The 19,864-nt window shown below is 37.7% G+C and carries 9 protein-coding genes; 7 read left to right on the top strand and 2 right to left on the bottom strand.

Annotation, left to right across the window (positions count from 1 at the left end):
- The first annotated feature begins 69 nt into the window (after positions 1–69).
- Complete coding sequence (locus tag K350_RS0126120; RefSeq protein ID WP_028982439.1) at positions 70–9,513, top strand: LamG-like jellyroll fold domain-containing protein; 9,444 nt, start codon at positions 70–72, stop codon at positions 9,511–9,513.
- Between the two features lie 95 nt (positions 9,514–9,608).
- Here K350_RS0126120 and K350_RS0126115 read toward each other — a convergent pair whose 3' ends face one another.
- The gene (locus K350_RS0126115) at positions 9,609–10,013 is read right to left on the bottom strand and encodes an STAS/SEC14 domain-containing protein (RefSeq protein WP_028982438.1); all 405 of its coding nucleotides are present in this window, start codon (positions 10,011–10,013) and stop codon (positions 9,609–9,611) included.
- A gap of 215 nt (positions 10,014–10,228) precedes the next feature.
- Between K350_RS0126115 and K350_RS30495 the strand changes: the two genes are divergently transcribed.
- The 3 genes from K350_RS30495 (at position 10,229) to K350_RS0126100 (ending at position 13,370) form a co-directional block, all read left to right on the top strand.
- Positions 10,229–11,377 (top strand): expansin family protein, encoded by a 1,149-nt coding sequence (locus tag K350_RS30495; RefSeq protein WP_051313740.1) that lies wholly within the window; start codon positions 10,229–10,231, stop codon positions 11,375–11,377.
- A 352-nt stretch (positions 11,378–11,729) separates the two neighbouring features.
- Positions 11,730–12,476 carry a CDC27 family protein gene (locus K350_RS0126105; protein WP_156027207.1) on the top strand — a complete coding sequence of 249 codons (747 nt, stop codon included), beginning with the start codon at positions 11,730–11,732 and terminating at the stop codon, positions 12,474–12,476.
- A 12-nt stretch (positions 12,477–12,488) separates the two neighbouring features.
- The gene (locus K350_RS0126100) at positions 12,489–13,370 is read left to right on the top strand and encodes a DMT family transporter (protein WP_051313738.1); all 882 of its coding nucleotides are present in this window, start codon (positions 12,489–12,491) and stop codon (positions 13,368–13,370) included.
- 77 nt (positions 13,371–13,447) lie between these two features.
- Here the strand turns inward: K350_RS0126100 and K350_RS30490 are convergent, their stop codons facing one another.
- On the bottom strand, positions 13,448–14,449 hold the full coding sequence (locus K350_RS30490; RefSeq protein WP_051313736.1) for a helix-turn-helix transcriptional regulator: 1,002 nt from the start codon (positions 14,447–14,449) through the stop codon (positions 13,448–13,450).
- Positions 14,450–14,677: 228 nt separating this feature from the next.
- Between K350_RS30490 and K350_RS0126090 the strand changes: the two genes are divergently transcribed.
- The 3 genes from K350_RS0126090 (at position 14,678) to K350_RS30485 (ending at position 19,855) form a co-directional block, all read left to right on the top strand.
- Positions 14,678–17,089 carry a TonB-dependent receptor gene (locus tag K350_RS0126090; protein ID WP_037577298.1) on the top strand — a complete coding sequence of 804 codons (2,412 nt, stop codon included), beginning with the start codon at positions 14,678–14,680 and terminating at the stop codon, positions 17,087–17,089.
- A gap of 26 nt (positions 17,090–17,115) precedes the next feature.
- The gene (locus tag K350_RS0126085; RefSeq protein ID WP_028982434.1) at positions 17,116–18,348 is read left to right on the top strand and encodes a DUF4374 domain-containing protein; all 1,233 of its coding nucleotides are present in this window, start codon (positions 17,116–17,118) and stop codon (positions 18,346–18,348) included.
- A 100-nt stretch (positions 18,349–18,448) separates the two neighbouring features.
- Positions 18,449–19,855: a PepSY-associated TM helix domain-containing protein gene (locus K350_RS30485; protein ID WP_051313733.1), complete on the top strand. Its 1,407-nt coding sequence runs from the start codon at positions 18,449–18,451 to the stop codon at positions 19,853–19,855.
- The last annotated feature ends 9 nt before the right edge of the window (positions 19,856–19,864 follow it).

Below are 19,864 nucleotides of genomic sequence, written 5' to 3'. Positions count from 1 at the left end.
ATTGAATTTGGGGTAGGTCTGGGGTAACTTTGTGAATTCAGTGACTCAATTTTTCAATAAATAGGTAATATGAATACATTTTTACGATTAATTATTTTGGTTTTGTTGTTGATCCGGCTACCCTTTATTGCAGAAGGACAGAGAACAACAGGAGGTACTCCCAAATCATTTACAATAGAAAAGAATAAAAGGAGTCGGGGAGAGCCTTCTATTCCTGTTAGTACAGTTCCTGCTATTGATAACAAAGAAGAGCTGGAGAAGGCAAAAAAGATCAGTCCGAATATATATGGATTGATAAATGCTGTCAATGTCGATATTATTAAACAAGGATTCAAAGAAGTTTTGTCTGACGGAGGTGCGCTTTGGAGATATAAAGTAAGCTCCTCAACTGCCTATTCAATGGAAGTTGTTTTTAGCAGGTTTCATTTGCCTGATAAAGCTCAGCTTTTTATTTACAATGAGGACCATTCCGTGGTATTGGGCGCATTGAGTTCTTTGAACAATAGTGCTCAAGGAACACTGGCAACACAACCAATATATGGAAGCTCAATAATAATAGAGTACTATGAGCCTTCAAATGTTGAATTTCATGGAGAGGTAGTAGTCGGCGAAGTTATACATGACTTTGCCAATGTTTTACAATTTTTAAAGGGGGTAGGTCCATTTGTTCCTAATCCTATGTTAAGTTATGGAGATGTTTCTTGTATAAAGAATGTTTCTTGTCCAGAAGCTCTGCCTTATGCAAATGAAGCGAAAGCGGTAGCTTTAATTTTATATAAAATGCCCAGTGGGAGATATGTAGGTCATGCAACGGGAACATTAATTAACAATTCCAATAATGACAAAGAACCATACTTTTTAACAGCATTTCACAATATTGATGATGCAAATGCAGATTGTAGTGATAAGACCGATCTTTGTTTTGATTTCTCTAAATGGGTTGTATTGTTTAATCACTATGATCCTGATTGCAACGGTGATGGGCATAGTATTTCCAATTCCGTTAACGCAATAAATTCAATTACAGGCGCAAGACGTTTATCCGGAGATAGGGAAAGGGATTATTTATTGATGCGTTTGAATTCAACACCTCAAAATGTCTGCTATGCTGGATGGTCCAGAGCCTCAAGCCCGCAACCGCCTTTTGTTGGTATTCACCATCCGCATGGCGATGTAAAAAAGATAAGTTTCTATAATCGTCAGTTAGGTTCAGGAGTTCCTGTATTTTGGGAAGTTGACAATTGGAATTCCGGATATACTGCCGAAGGTTCATCCGGTTCAGCTTTGTTTGATAATAATAAGAGAATTGTTGGCGTTCTCAAGGAAGGTTTTGGAGGAGATCTCTGTGAAACTGACCCTAATTTTGATCCCAGAATTCATCCTAATCCTAATCCTCCAAATGACCTACCAATAGCAACTTCTGTATACGGAAGATTTTCCACATCATTTGATCATGGCCACTTTGGGGTCTATTTAGGAAATGTTCAGGAAACAGATACCTATTGCCCTGCACCTGAAGTAGAATCTTGTCCCGGCAACAATCAACAACAAGCGCGTACAGGTGCTCAGATGCGTACATTATCTACATGTATGGAAGTAAATTTCTCAGCAGATAAAACCGAAGCTTTAGTCAACGAAGAAGTTACTTTTACGAACGGGAGTTCAGGAGGAGTTGGTGATGTGACGTATGAGTGGGACTTTGGAATAGACGCTGTACCTGCCACTAGTGATGAAGAAGAACCTCCTTCAGTTTATTATACATCTACAGGGAATAAGTGGGTAAAGCTGACAGTATGCGACGATGAAGGTTGTATTACAGAACAAAAGGCAGCCTATATTGATGTTCAAAATTCCAGCAGCACCATGCTGGTAGATTTTACTTCGTCTAGGAGATATATACAACCCGGTGAAGAAATTGAATTTACCAGCACTGTTTCCGGCAATGAAAGTTCTCCAGCCTACCTCTGGAATTTTGGACCAGACGCAGACGCATCAAGCCTGGTAACTTCAAATCCTACAGTCTCTTTTAGCTCATCAGGTATTAAAAATATTTCGCTACAGGTAACTGATAATACAGGTACTGTTATAGAAATAAAAAATGCTTTTATAACCGTAAACGATCCAAGAATAACTCCTTTAAGAGCAGAGTTTAGTGGTTGCCCTCCGATAGGAATCAGACCTGGTGGCAATGTGGCGTTTTCGGATGAGAGTACCGGCGGAAGTAGTTTTCCGCTTACCAGTTATCTTTGGGATTTTGGAGACGGTACGACATCATCGTCAATGCATGGAAGTCATGTTTACCGCGATTTTGGTACCTACACGGTTTCTCTAAAGGTTTGTGATGGGGATAACTGCGATACAAAGATTCGTAAGGGCTGTGTGAATATTTCAGATATCCCAAGTTCATCTGCTGCTTATTTAATAAATGGAGAACCTGCGTCAAAAGACGATCCGATAACTGTAGGCTGTAACGTACCAGTTATGTATGCCGGTTATTTTCCTGAATCACCAGACATGAAATATACTTGGGAATTTGATAAGGATGCCTGGTCAGGTACATTTGCAAGTCCACCAACTGCAACCGGTTATGGACCGCATACTGTATTTTACACGCAACCAGGCAAATATAGCTCATCCTTGTTCGTGAAAAACCATAAACCAAGGCCCTATTTAATATGGGAAAAACAAGTTAAGAACGATGCAGTAATAGTTGTACCTGGCATGGGACCCGGAGACTGTAAGGCAGTTCTGGGGAATGTATCCTTATCAACTACCTGCTGGAATAAAGGCGCATATCCTGAATTTAATGTGGAGGTCGATTCATACACTTGTCCTTATGAAATAAAAATACATGGTGCCAAAACAGGTGAATTAAAAAATAATAAGATTGATTTTAAGAACGGAACGAATCTTCCTGTATTCCCTTATACAGATACCTTTATAATAAGCCTCGCCCATAATGATTGCCAAAGTCTTACTCAGCTGGATTCAAAGTCAATTACTGTGACTTTGTATTATCCCGGAGCAAATGCCGGTCCTGATATTTCCGTCTGCCCGGGAAATGAACTGCAGCTGGGGAGCGCTTCAAAGCCGAATACCACTTATTCGTGGTCATGCAGCCCAAGCACCGGAGTTAATTATTTAAGTAATGCTGCAATATCAAATCCTAAATTTAATACTGTTATACCAGGAACATATAACTATACTGTAAATGCCAGGAATTTAACTTCTGGTTGTGTAAATTCTGATGATGTAAAAATTACCATTCAACCGGTGACCGTGGGTAATAAAACCTATAATACTTGCAAAGGAGGCATCGAGACGCTGAATTTACCTGTTGCCGGAGGGTCGGGAAGTTTTACAGGAGTATGGACTCCATCAACATATCTTACAAATGCCAATATACTTACTCCAAATGTACAGGCCCCCCAAATGGGAACGAGCTTACTATATAATCTAACAGTTACAGACAGCAAAGGCTGCAAGGGTACAGGTACTGCCCTTGTAAATGTCAGTGCAGTAGCTCCGAGCGGGCTTGTTACAGTGGGTGGATTTAAAGAAGTGAAACTTACCTGGATTGATAATTCTACCACAGAGACGGCCTTTGTAGTTGAAAGATCTACAGATGCGACATCGGGTTTTGTTGCAATAGCAACGGTAGGAGAGAATATAACATCCTTTACAGATAATTCTGCTTCACTTGGAGTTACTTATTATTACCGAGTATATGCAAAAAATGCAACAACACCGAATCTTGGTACTAGCAATAACTCAAGCGCTTATACCAATATTCCTATAGCATGGGACAAAACATACGGTGGTAGTGTTGATGAGTCTGACGTGAAAATATATCCTACAACAGATGGTGGTTATATCTTGGGGGCGACAACAAAGTCTAATGCAGGATTTGATGTTTCAGAGAATCATTCTTCAGGATCTGGTACAAGCCTGGTGGGAGGATTAAGTACCATGTGGATTGTAAAACTGGATGCCTGTGGCAATAAAGTTTGGGATAAGAAATTTAATGTTTTTGAAGAATCATATGAATTTCGGGATCTTGTGGAGGTTTCAGACGGATACGTCCTTCTGGGCAGGAGATGGTATCCAAATTCTGGTAGCGCTTTCAATAATGTTTTATCAGGTTATGATACTTATGTTACTAAAATAAGCAAGTCCGGTGTGCAAATATGGGGGAAAAAGTATGGCAACATTAATTCTGAGCATCCAGGGTCAATTATTCCGTCCGGCGATGGAGGTTTTATAATTGGGAGTCATTCAAATTCTCCTGCTGGAGGTGACAAGTCCGAAGGCTATGTCAGTACCAATTCCTGGAACTATTATTTTCCAAATTATGATTTATGGATTTTAAAGATTGATGGAACGGGCAACAAAATTTGGGATAAGACTATTGGGAATTTGGACATGAATGAATCTATACACTCGCTTTGTGCAAGCGCTGATGGAGGATATTTAATTGCCAGTGAAAGTGTGCAAAATGCATCGGGCATTACACCTGGTTTGATAAGATTAACAAAAATCGATGCTGCTGGAAAAAAATTATGGACCTATACCTATGCGGCAAGTTCTGGTTCTTATGGAGGTAGCGGGATAGCTTCAATGATAATGACTTCCGATGGCAACTATATTATAGGAACAATTAATAATGAAAATTATGCTTTACTAAAAGTAGATCCTAATGGAACTCTAATATGGAAAAAAGAATATGGTGGTAGTGGTGGAGATCGTTTCTATTCCGTAAAGGAATTCCCCAATGGAAATCTTTTGATTGGAGGAAGCTCCGGCTCTCCTAAGAGTGGGGCTAAATCGGAGCCTTCGTATGGAGGTGAAGACTACTGGTTTCTTAAAACAGACAAATTAGGTAATATTCTTTGGGATAAAACTATTAGAGGTACATCAGGTGATAGGCTCGGGAACCTGGCCGTGGTTAATGATGATGATTTTTTGATGGCGGGGGCTTCTAGTTCTCCTAGAGGCGGAGATAAATCTGAAGCAGGTCGTGGTGGCTCTGATATTTGGATACTAAAAGTTGGTAGTGGTCAAAATTCGGGATCCATGACCTTGGGAAATATAAATCCAACCGCTTACTTTCCTTCTGCTGTAGTTGCTATTCCGTTTAATGCTTCATGCACCAAGCCGGGTGAGACATTTACTGCTCAGTTATCAGACCAGAACGGAAGTTTTACCAATCCTGCAAGCATGCCTGTAAACATAGGTACATCAGGAGCGACCTCAGGTACAATCAATGGTACTATTCCTGCCGATGCTATACCTGGAACTGGCTATAAAATAAGGGTTATATCTTCTGTTACACAGACAACATCTGCCGATAACGGACAATATATTACCATAAAACCCTCTCAGATCACAACCGGAACTATATCTCCACTGGCTTATATGCCTGGAGCAACACTTTCTGTTCCATACAGCATATTGGGAGTATTCAAGAGTGGCAATGTGTTTACAGCGCAGCTTTCTGATGCCAATGGATATTTTGTAAATTCTGTAAACATAGGTACGCTTACTTCAACAAATGCAGGAACCATCAGCGCAACTATACCTGCTAACACTCCTGTAGGTCGCGGATACAGAATCAGGGTTGTGGGCTCAAATCCGCTTATTAATGGCAGCGATAATGGAGTTAATATTTCGGTAGGGCGTTTATTTACTGAAACCATAATCGATAAAGTTTATTATCCGGGAGATCCTGTTATGGTGCCTTTCACGGCGCTTGGTACTTTCAATTCCGGAAATACTTTCACAGCAATATTGTCTGATGTTACCGGAAGCTTTACTGCAAATACAGTAAACATTGGAACACTTTCTGGAAAAATTTCAGGACAGATTAATGCAGTAATTCCAATATCGACAGTTCCAGGAGCTACTTATCGGATTAAAGTAGTTTCAAGCAATCCTGCTATTGATGGTACGGTAAATACCAAAGATATTATTGTTGGGTTCCCGATAGTAACATTAGGTTCTTTATCAACCAATAGAATACTTTCAGGCTCAACTATATCTGTTCCCTATACTGTAAATGGTATTTTTAGTGCTACAAATAAATTTACAGTGCAGTTGTCGGATGCTCAGGGTAGCTTCCTGAGGCCTGTAACTCTCGGATCTGTAATATCATCAACAAGTGGCTCTATTAATGTTCAGATTCCATTGGCAGTTCCAATGGGCTCAGGTTATAGAATCAGGATCATTTCATCTTTACCTGCAACTGTGAGCAATGATAATGGCGTAGATATTTCAATCTTTGGCATATTAACTAACACTGTGAGTCCTGCAATATATTATGCCGGTGATGCAATGACGGTTAGTTATTTGACTAATCTACAATTTGCCTCTGGTAATAAATTTAATGTAGAGCTGTCCGATGCCAGCGGAAGTTTTGTAAATCCGAGAGTTATTGGCAGTAGTTCGCAGCCAGGCCCTGTTAATGCATTAATCCCAATGGATGTGCCTTCTGGAAGTTTATATCGGGTAAGGGTGGTATCAATTAATCCGGCGGTGACAGGTTTGTCAAATCCTGAGAATATAACGATTAATCAATCATCATTAACTGTAGATCTGACACAAACTGTTATATGCCCTGGTGCAATAGCTATACCGTTTACGACAACAGGTAATTTTAATCCTGACAATATATTTACTGTTTTACTCTCAGACGCAACAGGAAATTTTGACGATCCCTATATTTTGGAAATGAATAGTTTTCCAAGTTCTGGTTCATGGATGATCAATGTTACTATTCCAAAGTATATACTAGCAGGATCTGGTTATAAAATAAGGGTTGAAAGTTCCAGTCCGTATCTTGAAAGTGATGTAAACGTTACTATAAAAGAGACCCCAAGAGCTATTAATTCATTTTCTTCCACCAATATCAATTTGAATGAAACCATAGATATTAGAAGTGGAAGTGTGTTGAGTTTTGATGGTATAAATGACTATGTTTCTGTACCTGGTTATTCAAAACCTGCCAATGGAGGCCCCATAACAGTTGAGTTCTGGCTAAAGGTAAATGCCGCAGACCTTAGAAAAAGTTCTACATTCTCAGTTGGGACTGATGAGTATGACAGGCTTCAGGTGCATGCACCATATAATGACGGAATACTTACATTTGATTATGGGAATTTAAATAATCCAGCAAGTCGGATTAATGTAGATTATAATCCATATCTGGATAAGTGGACTCACGTGGCTCTTGTTTCATCAGGGAAGGCCAATACCTTTAAGGGAATTTATCTTAATGGAAAACTGGTAAAGTCTGAAAACACTTCGGATGGAAATGCAATGGCACTCAGTGGTTTGAAAATTGGATGTTTTGTCAACAACACTCTTTTTGTAAAAGGAATGATTGACGAATTCAGAGTCTGGAATGTAATGAGAACGGCCGAAGAAATTCAGGTTGGTATGATTAAATTTATAGATGAAAATACTGCCGGTCTACAGTTATATCTTCAGATGCACGAAGGAAAAGGTCCTGAGATAAAAGACAAATCCGGAAAAGGCTTGAATGGAACTGTATATGGAGCTGAGTGGACTTCTCCATCTACAAATATGACATATAACTGGATGCCTGCAACTAACCCGACATCTGGACCAAATGTAACTGCAAGTCCTGACTATACGGGGAACTTCGTTTCAACAGTTACAGATAATACCACAGGATGTGTTGGGCAATATACTACTAAAGTAAATGTTAAGGACGGAATATATACCAATAGTGTAAATCCGGTATCATATTACAGAGGCGAAAGTATTCAGGTAAGCTTTAAAACTAATATAAGTTTTCCTGCAGGTACCATTTTTAATGTCCAGTTATCGGATGTTAAAGGTAGTTTTGCAAATTATCAAATTATAGGAAGTAGCACCCAGATAGGAACAATTAATGCTACCATACCCATAAATACGCCTATAGGATCTGATTACAGAGTACGTGTAGTATCAGCAAATCCTAACATTATCGGTACCCAAAATCCAGAGAATATAACTGTAAAGGCCCCAAGCGTCACAGTAGATTTAGCAGAAGGAAGCACTATCTGTACTGGAGAAATATATGTGCCAATTATTATGGAAGGATTTTATTATCCAGGTAATACCTTTACGTTAATGCTTTCAGATGCTTCCGGAAGTTTTACTAATCCTGTTATTTTAAATAGTTTTCCATACTCCAATTCAGGTAGTGCTCAAATGCGTGCAGAATTGCCCAGGGATTTAATTCTAAATGGCAGTTATAAAATTAGGGTGCAAAGTTCAAATCCTGTTGTTTATGATGATGCAACTGTGGTAGTAAAAGAAGGAGCAAGAGCTGTCAGTTCATTTTCTTCGACGAATATTTGTCCAGGTGAGACCATAAATTTAACCGGAGGAAAAGTCTTAAGTTTTGATGGAGTTGACGATAAAGTGACAGTACCTTCTTTTTCCAATCCTGCAAATGGCGGAGCGATTACCGTGGAGTTCTGGCTGAATGTGGATCCTGCAAATGGAAGGACTAGGTCAGCATTTTCGGTGGGTTCTGATAATAATGAAAGACTTCAGGCTCACACGCCTGGTGCCAATGGATTACTCGTGTTTGATTATGGAAATATTAATAATTCTTCAAGTAGAATAACTGCTGATTATCAACCATATCTTGGAAGGTGGACTCACATTGCATTTGTTTCATCTGGAAAAGCAAATACATTTAAAGGGATATATATTAATGGTAAGCTTGTTGCTTCAGCTAATACATCAGATGGAAATAACATCTTACTTTCGAATTTGAGAATAGGAAGTTTTATTAATAACAGCTTTTTTCTAAATGGAAATATTGATGAATTCAGAATATGGAATACAATGAGAACTGAGGCAGAGATTAAAGACGGGATGTATCATACAATAGAAGCAGGTACTCTGGGGCTAAAGCTTTATCTTCAAATGCATGAAGGTTCGGGAAGCGTAGCCAAAGACAAATCCGGAAATGGGATTAATGGCACAATAAACGGACCAACATGGACATTTATGTATCCTTCTGCCAATGCAACATATTTCTGGAGTTCACCGGCCGGTCTTCAGTCAGGACCAGACTTAAGTGTAACACCCTTACAAACTACGACCTATTCCTTAGTAGTGAAAAAAACAGTTTCAGGTTGTGAAGCAAAGGATTTTACTAAAGTAAATGTACAACCTGCTCCATGCGCACCAAAAAGTTTGGTAGCTCAGCAATTTGGTATTGACGGTCCGTCTTCTGTTTCCAATATTCATAGGTTGGAGGAAGAGGGAATCGAAATCTACCCCAATCCGAATAATGGTTCGTTTGCTGTTTCTATGAATCAAGCTCAGTCCGTTACTATCCAGATTATAGATGCCAAAGGCAATAAAGTAAGAGAGTTCAGTAGCTCTGAGGATAAGATTAATGTGGAGGCTATGGAGCTGGGAGCAGGATTTTATGCTGTAAATATTATAAGTAATGGTAAAATGATCAGCAAGAAAATGACTATAATGAAATAATACTTATAGTTTGCCTTTCATGTGAGAATGACCGGCTTTTATCCGGTCATTTTTTTATTACATTTTTTGAAGAATCACAATGGGAGTCTTTTTATTTAAGATCTTTTTATTTCTACTTCATTAAGCCATGCAATGGCTTCTCCTTCTGTGTCAAAATGTTTGATTTGCATTAAATCTCTATTCTCAACTTTAGATGCGATTGTTTCTATTGCAACCCGATTAAAATAGCTTGTAGGCTTTATTATGGCGATAGCTTTAAATCCTTTTTCAGATCCTCGTGGAATAAAACTGTGCTCAATCCAGTTTTGATCTTCCGTACTTATAAGGATCATCTCTTTGAGATTTGCCAATACCTTATTTGCCTTATGTTCTATCAATGTGCTTAACATTTTTTCAGATCCTTCCTTTAATTGTCTGCTGGTTGAATAACCATGCCAATTCATTACTACTGCTTTAAGATCAGGGTTAAAAAAAATTTCGTAAACAGGTTTTGTATCCATTAAAAGTGGGATTAATTCTCACGTATAACTTAAAATAGTAGTTATTGTTTTTGAAATTATCGCGAAAAAATCGATTTAAAAAAAATATATTTCAAAGTATAATTAATGAAGCTCGCCATTCCAGATAGCATTGAATAGGCTCTTTTCGAAAAAATAAATTCTTACCTATATTTACTTCTATCTATTAACCAATTCATTTCATCAAAATTAACTTTATGAAAAAAATATTTTTATTCTTTCTTCTACTGTCACAATTGACATATGCTCAGGAAAAGTATTCAGGAGTTTCTACGCACTTTGAGGCCCTGGGTACACCTTATGGTGGGTGTGGAGTTCCACCAGACCTTGTTGAATCTGAGTATTTCGTTGCATTGAATGTTTATCACTCACCTGGAGTAAGTACCACTTGGCCACGCCCTTTGACAGGAACAGATACTCTCTTTAAAGGTGAATTTAATAATGGTCGAAACTGTGGTCGATGGGTCAGAGTTTCTATTATGGAAGACTGTATCGGAGGAACCAATGACGGAGCACTAGGACAGCAATTTTGCAGAGGTGGAAATGCCAAGTGGACACATGATAAATATTCCTATGCTTATCTCAATATGATTGTAACAGATGCATGTGGAGATGGCAACGGATGGTGCAGAGACAGCAAATACCATCTCGATCTCCATACTCCAGCTCTGAATAAATTTGAAAAAGATGGACAGACTATAGCGGATATGTATCCGGGACATTTTAATAATAGAAAGATTGAGTGGGAATATATTAAAGCTCCCGGATATACTGGAGATATAGATATTTATTTTATGCAAAACTCCCAACAATATTGGGCTAGTATATTTGTAAACCACCTGGAGAATGGAATCCATAATGTAGAACAAAAAGTGGGAAAGCAATGGGTCAAATTAAAAACTAATAGCGATATGGGGCAAGCATACCTTCTGGACCCAGCGGAGCAGCCATATAGAATAAGAGTATGGGATGCCGAAGATAAGCTTATTAACAATGGGAGAGAGTATGTATTTTCTTTACCTGCTGCATGTGGAAGCAAATGTCCCGTTCCGGCTACAAAAGCTACCTACCAGATAAATGACCCTGTAATAACATCAGTAAATACTGACAGTGAAGATAAATTCTTTTATGTAGGAGGTGCTAACGATAATCATATAATTATGTGGGATCTTAATGAATTGGTTTATTCTGTACAGCTTGTTGATTTGTTGGGCAGAACAGTAAAAGAGTTTAAAGTAGATTCAGTAAAGGGCTCTCTTGAGCCGGGGTCTTTATCTGGAGGGTGTTTTAGAGTGGTTTTTTATGGAAGCAATAGTATTATAGGCAGTAAGATATTAATAAAGTAAGGAAGCCTCTAATTATTACTGACAAATCAAAAGCCGACTATGTAGTCGGCTTTTGATTTTCAAATATATAACTTAGTATAAGCATCTGCTCATATATTGCATATTTGCTTTATCCTCTCATTTTAAAGTTGTTATCAATGTGAAGTTGATAGACGGAATAAGCAATTTAAATTTTATTTGCAATGGAAAAAAAGATGTCAATTGATTAAGTATGAAAGAATCAGAAGTTTATTTCTCATGTCTAAAAAAGATTATTAAAATCTTAGAATAAACGAGCTACTTGGTGAAATATGAAAAAGGCACTGCAGATTTTTTCGTATATTTATGATATTAAATTTAAATATACTTTTTTATGATGCTGGGATACTATACCCCTGTTCTTATATTGCAGGCTTTATGCTTATATCATGCTTACAAAAATAATAATCAGCAAAAATGGTATTGGCTGATATTGTTTTTTCCTGTTTTTGGATGCCTTATTTATCTGTATGAAAATTTTTACAGCAAACGCCTTATTAGTAACCTGTCAGAAGGCGTAAAGGCTCTTGGGAACAGTAATCATAGGGTAGAACAATTGGAGAGACAAGTCAAATTTAACGACAGTTATACCAATAAAGTAAACCTTGCTGACGCTTATATGAGAGTGCAGAGGTATGAGGACGCGGTTAATCTGTATGAAAAATGTCTCGAAGGATTTATGGCGGAAGACCCAGTATTGTTGATGAAATTGCTAAGCGCGTACTATCAGAATGGAAATTATAAAAAGGTAATTTTCATTGGTGAAAAACTTTCTTCGAATAAAACTTTTAAAAATGCGGAAGAAAGGATTGCATTAGCCTGGTCTTACTTTTTTGATAATCAGCAATCTGTTGCAATAGATATTTTTAAGGACTTGGATAAGAGTTATACGAATTTCAGACATCGAATAGAGTATTCAAAGCTTCTTATAAAACTGGACCAACATGAGTCTGCTGAGACAATACTGCAAGTATTGATGGAAGAGTTTGATCACATGAAGCCACTTGAAAGAAAGGTAAACAAACCTCTGGTCAGTGAAACTAAAAAGCTGCTAAGGGAATTGGATAAGGTGAAGTCCTAAATTGTGCATTTTATGGAGCATTCGGAAAATCTGGTAGTCAAGTCGGGAAAAATTAGTGCATATATAGCTGCTGTTATTGTTGTGTTTATCTGGTCTGGTTGGATAACTTTGTCGAGAATGGGGGTACATACAAATCTCACTCCTTATGATATAACATTACTAAGATTTGGAACAGCTGCCATATTAACCTTACCTTTTAGTTTGAGATATGACTGGAAGAGCATTAAATGGCATCAGATTCTATTGGTTGCTCTGGGCTGCGGATTTCCTTATACAATGTTATCATTTATTGGCTTGAAAACGACCAAGGCTGCAAATGCTGGAGTACTGGTGAACGGTATGCTTCCTGTGATCGGTTTACTTTTTACCTTGTTCTGGTTTAAAGAAAAAGTCAGCAACATGAAATATCTGGCAATCTTCGTTTTGCTGATTGCCAACCTGCTGATAGCAAATCTCACCTCAGGATTTTCAGCTTCATACCTGCCTGGAATTCTTTGTTTGCTTTCTGCGGCATTGGTATTTTCAACTTATATGGCAGCTACAAAGCGATGGGGATATGGTATGAAAGATGTTATCGCATTTGTGCCCTTGGTGAACGCGATATTGTTCTTGCCGCTGTGGTTTATGAATCCATCTGCTATCCTGAGTTCTCCTGTTCAGGATGTGTTAGTACAAATGATCTATCAGGGAGTTGTAGTAAGTGTTTTTGCTTTGCTGTTAATTACTTATAGTGTTAGTAAGCTTGGTTCAGGTACAATGTCTGTATTTTTATCATATGTACCTGTTGTAACGGCAATTCTGGCTTTCTTTTTTCTCAAGGAATCACTCTCATTTACTGAGCAGGCTGGTATTGTATTATGTTCTATCGGCTTGTTGATTTATTCAAAAAGTTGAAGTGAAAAATTCATCTCCTGTAAGAAGATCATTAAGTGAATCCTAAATTGCTAAAAGATTGATTTGTGTAATACTATTTAGACATTCCTCCTCAGTTCAGAAGGGGAAAATCCATAGTGCTTTTTGAAGGCAGAACTGAAATGGTTCGAATTTTTATATCCCAGATGAAGAGCAATCTGATTAATGTTCTTCTCACCTGAAAGCAGTAATTTCCTGGCTTCTTCCATGCGTTGCTGAAGCAGATAACCGAATACTGTTGTACCATAAACTTCTTTAAACGTCTTCTTTAGGTGAAACTCATTGGTACCTACCATGTGGGCGAGATCTATCAAAGAGCAAGGAGATTGTATGTTATTCATAATGATGTCCCTTGCATGCTCCATTATTTCTATATCTTTTTTTCTTAATGATTTTCTCGATAAACTATTCTCTGTTTGTGAGTATAGTTCATATTGTTCAAACTGAAGCATAAGCAATTCTGTCACTTTGGCTTCAATCATCCATCTTCTATAGTAGCCTGTGCTTTGAATATTCTTTATATCATGAATGATTCTTAGCATGGCAGGGCTTAGCGGCAGATTTGCCGGACTGATTTTCCCGGGATTACCATTTAGAATAGCTTGTCTGAATGCGTCAAACAGCTCGCTCTCTGGCAGCAGCTTTAAGAATAGTACAGGGTTAACATGAATTCTTACAAGCTGAATGTTGTCCGAAGGAGTATGTTCATGTTGTGCTTCATAATTAGAGTAATAAAGTATGTTATGCTGGTTTGCAAAGTAAGTAACTGGTTCTCTATCCTGAATTATTTCAGTTAATGAATTTCCTGAAAGCAGGAATTGAAGTGTAATGATAGAAAAATCATACTGAAAGAGAAATTTAAAATTTTCATCTAAAGTGATTGCGCTATAGCTAAGCCAGAGATCCTTCATGTATATATCATGAGCATTACCAAAGGTAGTGTTAAAGCCTATATCGTATATGGTCTCGGTTAGCGGGACATGCGGACTCTCAATTGCGGCTGGATATAGTATATCCAATTCACCTTTAAAAGGCTCCAGGTTTATAATCTTAAGTTTCATTTGCCCTCTATATAAGCTTATACTGCAGGCTTGTGTTGCCTTTCAGAATAAGCAATTGTAATATTAATGCACTACTTTTTAATGCCCTCTGAATTGTTTGAGGTAAAACTCAATTAATCCCTCATTTGTATATTTTACTCCGTTTGGCGTACCCGATTTTGGGGTGGAGAAAATTATCTTTGTTGTTCAAATTTAAATGGAATTAGTCTAAATAAAAAGTACGAGATAATGAGTGAGAGGGTTAGATTCGGTAAAATCATTTGTAAAACAGTAGTTTATGTGTTGATCTTTTTTTCTTTTTTTTCAGCTCAGGCTCAAAATGTAGAAATGGTGACAGTAAAAGGACGCATTCAGCTTGAAGATGGTGAACCTGCAATTTTTGCTTCAATTGGGGTAAAAGGTGAGAGTAAAGGAGTTTTGACGGATGAAGAAGGAAGATTTGAATTACAGTTAAAACAAGGGAAATATACAATCATCATTCAATTAATAGGCTATGAAAATATCGAAAAGATAATTGAAGTAAAAGCAGCCGAATATGTTGAATTGCCTTCAGTTGTTTTAAAGGCTCCTGACAATCATCTGAATGAAGTGAAAGTATTTGGCAAATCAGAAATTCAGGAGGTTCAGCAGCAATCTTATAATGTAGCGACTATAGATGCTAAAAGACTTCATAATTCAACGCTTGATCTGAGCTCAGCGCTGGATAAGGTTTCTGGAGTACGTGTAAGAGAAAGTGGAGGAGTTGGTTCTAATTTTAATTTTTCACTGAACGGATTTACAGGCAGACAAGTGAAGTTTTTCATGGATGGAATTCCAATGGATAATTTTGGTTCCTCTTTTCAGATCAACAACATTCCTATTAACCTGGCTGAAAGAATTGAAGTGTATAAAGGTGTTGTACCTGTATGGCTTGGAGCAGATGCTTTGGGTGGTGCAGTAAACATTGTTACTAATGCAAACAGAAGAAATTATTTAGATGCATCCTATTCCTTTGGATCATTTAATACGCATAGAACATCAATCAATGCAGGATATACTTCCAAGTCTGGTCTTACTGCACAGTTAAATCTATTTCAAAACTATTCTGATAACAACTACTGGGTATATGCTGATGTAGCACAAATTCCTTCTGGTCTATACCTTAAAGACCAACGTGTGAGGAGGTTTCATGATACATATAGAAATGAAACGCTTATTGCAAATGTTGGAGTAAGAGGAAAAAAATATGCAGACCTTTTATTGTTTGGCGTCACACTTGGACAGAACCGAGCAGATATTCAGACCGGAGCCCGCATGGTGAGTGTGTTTGGTGACTTTTACAGAAAAGGAAATACCATTATGCCATCTATCCGATACAGTAAAAGTGATCTTTTCATCAAAGGATTAACACTTAATGTTACAGGGAATTATAATCTAGGACAGGAACAAAATGTAGATACGGTAGCTCGTCGTTATAACTGGTTTCAGCAATATACAAACACAACAAGTCCGGGAAGTGAACGTGAACGTTCCTTATATAAATTCAGGAACAATAATGCTATTGCTACAGCAAATATCTCTTATAAGTTCAATAATAAGCATTCGATTGCATTGAACAATGTAATAACTTCCTTTAACAGAAAGGGAGAAGACGAGCTTAGACCTGATGCAGAAGCATTGAAGCAGCCGAAGATCACACTGAAGAACATTATAGGTCTAGGTTATAAATATGATTTCAATGCCCGCTGGAGTACTTCAGTTTTTGTAAAGCAGTTTATACAGAAAAATACATCTTCTCTTTCTGCTGAAGGGCCTGGAGGGTGGGGAAATACCATTTATATAAAACAACATTCTGTATTCAATAAAACGGGATTTGGGTTAGCTACTTCTTATTTTCTTTCAAGCACAATTCAAGTGAAAGCTTCTTATGAGAAAAGTTATAGGCTTCCTGAAAATGAGGAATTATTCGGAGATATGATTAATCTTTCTGGTAATAATACTTTAAAGCCGGAAAGCAGCCATAACCTTAATCTTGGGGCAACGCTCAATAGGACTTTCGCAGCCAATCATGTTTTAATGCTGGAAGGAAATATTATGTATAGAGAGGCCTACGATTTCATTCGTCCGGCTCTGGTTACCAATGGCACACATCAGGTAATGACAAATCAGAGAGATGTAAATAATATCGGATTTAATGGTGATGTCAGATATTCCTTTAAAAGGTTATTTCATGCTGGAGCGAATCTGACTTATCAGAATCTTAGAAACAATACCAAATACGAGGACGGAAGCACTAAGGAAAGTACAGTTTACAGAGACAGAATACCGAATATTCCTTATTTGTTTGGTCATTTCGATCTTGGCTTTACCTTTAATAACGTTGGCGCGAAAGGAAACAGATTAAATATCGGGTATAATTTATTATATGTGTATGAGTACTATTTAAGATGGCCAAGTCAGGGAACTTCCACTGAAAAGTATACCATACCAACTCAACTTTCTCATGACGTGAGTCTGGTTTATTCTATGGCTAATGGAAAATACAATATCGGTCTGGAATGCACCAACCTTACCGATAGCAGACTATATGACAATTTTAGCTTGCAGAAACCAAGCAGGGGTTTTTATATAAAACTCAGATACTTCCTTACAGGTAAATAAATTCAAACTATATATAATTTAATACAATGAAAAATAAAAATCAATGGATCTGTATGGCTTTGGGGCTGGGATTATTTGTGGCATCATCATGTGAAAAGAAAAAAGATCCTTCACCGGGTGAAGTTGGCGGTCTTACAGGTCAGACAAAATATGTTATCGCGGCAAGTCCTGAAGGTACTCTTGGAGAATCTTCCAACTACCTTCTTACATCCGGTGATCTTACATCCGGAAGCATCAGTACTAAAGGAAATGGCATAGAACAGGATGGGTACCGTTATTATGTTTTTCATAAGAACAAAGTATTCAGCTTATTGTACGGACAAGGGAATCCTGGTGCGGTTACAGCATACATGCTCAATACTGCAGGTGAACTGCAAAAGACTCATGAATTGCAGACCGAATCTGTCCACGTATTCGGAACAGTAAATGATGAAATTCTACTAATTAAAGTTCCGCGCCAGGGAGATGCTAATGCTACAATGTTCAGGGTAGATGCAAACAACCCACAAATTCTTGCATCCAAAACTATTAATATTGTAGACCTTGCAGGAAACGGAGAACGTGCACACTTTACGGGAGCATTTCAGGTAGGTAACAAAGTATATGCACCTTATATGTGTATCAAAGGTATCACTGGAAGTGCATTTCATACGAACTATACAGACAGTAGCTGGGTTGCAGTATTTTCATATCCAGATCTGAATCTTGAGCGTGTAATAAGAGATAACAGAACAAGCTATTTCGGATATTATTTTGCACAGAACTGTCTGAAAGAAGTTGAAAACGGAGATGTTTATGCTTTTTCAAGAGCAGTGGTAGAAGGTGCTGGCGTGGTTCCTTCAACTAAACCTTCTGCTATTGTTCGGATTAAAAAAGATGCTACCGAATTTGATAAGAGCTATTTCTTTAATGTTCAGGAAAAATCAGGTGGTCACCATTTGTCTAGCGAAAAATATTTCGGGGATGGAAAGTTTTTACTTACAATGTTTGCTGAAGCAGGTAAAACCAGTGGAAACGTTAAATATGCCATTGCCGATGTTTTTGCAGAAACCTTTACCTGGGTAACCGGCATTCCTAGCGCACCAACTCACGTTGGTATGCATCCATATGTTTGGCCCGATAAAAAATCAATTTCTTTGGGTATCACTACTGATGCCGATGGCCCTTACATATATAATATAAATGTAAATGGTACAGCAACAAGAGGAATGCAGGTGGAGTCAGGAAGTATTACAGCTGTTGGAAGTCTTGAATATTAATTCTAATAAATAGTTTTTAAACCTGATCTGGCAGCTAACAGGGAAGTCCTTGTCAGTTGCCGGATTTTTGATTTAACAATATCGTCAAATAAATAGGAGCATGAAGAAATACACATTCAGAAAATTTATGAATGATATTCACTTATGGTTGGGTATAGGAAGTGGTATTATTCTTTTCATCATTTGTCTGACGGGTACGATCTACGTCTTCGCCAGAGATATCACTGAATGGATGGATAAAGAAAAATTCACCCTTACTTTTTCTGAAAATGCCCAACCCCTTCAGGTAACACAGTTGGTGGCTTCGTTGGAGAAGGAGAAGACTGATAGTAAGGTTACAAGTATTCAGATACCAGAAGGAGAAGAAAGTGCCTGGTTATTTACACTGACACCCAAAGATATCCTTTTACGCAGAAGCAAGGAAGAGAGAGAAGCAAAACTGAAAGAACGCAATGGCGAAAATCAAGAAGCCAAAGGAAGGAGAGATGAAAAAGCTAACCAGCGAGGCCGCGGAACTGATAAGGATACCAAGCCGAAAGCAGAAAGAGGAAAAGGTCGGGGAGACCGTGAAAGAATTAAAACCTATTTTGTAAATCCATATACAGGAGAAGTATTGGGGAATACAAGAACAGCTTCTTCTAAATTTTTCATGACTATTATGGGATTGCATAGATGGCTTCTCCTTGATCATGATATTGGCCGTCCTATTACAGGTACTGCTACAGTAATTTTTATACTGATAGAAATAACCGGATTGATACTATGGCTTCCGCCCAAACTTAAAAGCTGGAAAAAATGGAGCGCATGGAAAGCTGGATTTAAAGTAAAAACAGATGCCCGCTGGAAAAGGATTAACCACGATCTTCATAATACGCTTGGCTTTTATACATTTCTGCTTATTACACTGATGGCTTTGACAGGCTTATGTTTTTCTTTCGAATGGTTTCGTAATGGAGTAGGAAATGTTTTTGGAGCAAAGCCATTTGATGATAGAAAAGCTGCTGTGATTCAATCTGAATACAGAAATGCAAAGCCTGAATCTCTTGATTTTTTATTAGGAAAAGCAGATGAGATATATCCTTATAAAGGAGATCTTCGCATTAGCTTACCAAAGGATTCTGTAAGCCCTGTAACGTTTTATAAAGTACATAAAGGCTTTATATCTTCTGCTGGCACAGATCGTGTGTTTTTTGACCAATATTCAGGAGATTTATTGAAGAAAGAACCATTTTCTGATAAACGAATTGGAGAGCAGATTGTAGCATTGATATATCCTCTTCATGTGGGAGAAGTATTCGGTACATTTACCAAAATTATTTATTTCATCGCCTGCCTCATTGCGACGAGTCTTCCTGTAACAGGGACTATCATATGGATCAATAAGCTAAGAAAAAAATCAGATAAAGAAGAAAGTGTTACAAAAAAGATACCTTCAGGTGCAGGAAAACCTTTTAAACCAAATGTGAAGGTTGCACTGACAGTAATGGAATCTAATACGAATAATTAATAATAAACT

Source organism: Sporocytophaga myxococcoides DSM 11118 (genome assembly GCF_000426725.1).
GTDB lineage: Bacteria > Bacteroidota > Bacteroidia > Cytophagales > Cytophagaceae > Sporocytophaga > Sporocytophaga myxococcoides.
Note: the sequence above shows the minus strand (reverse complement) of the source record. Positions and strands in the feature narration are given on the sequence as shown.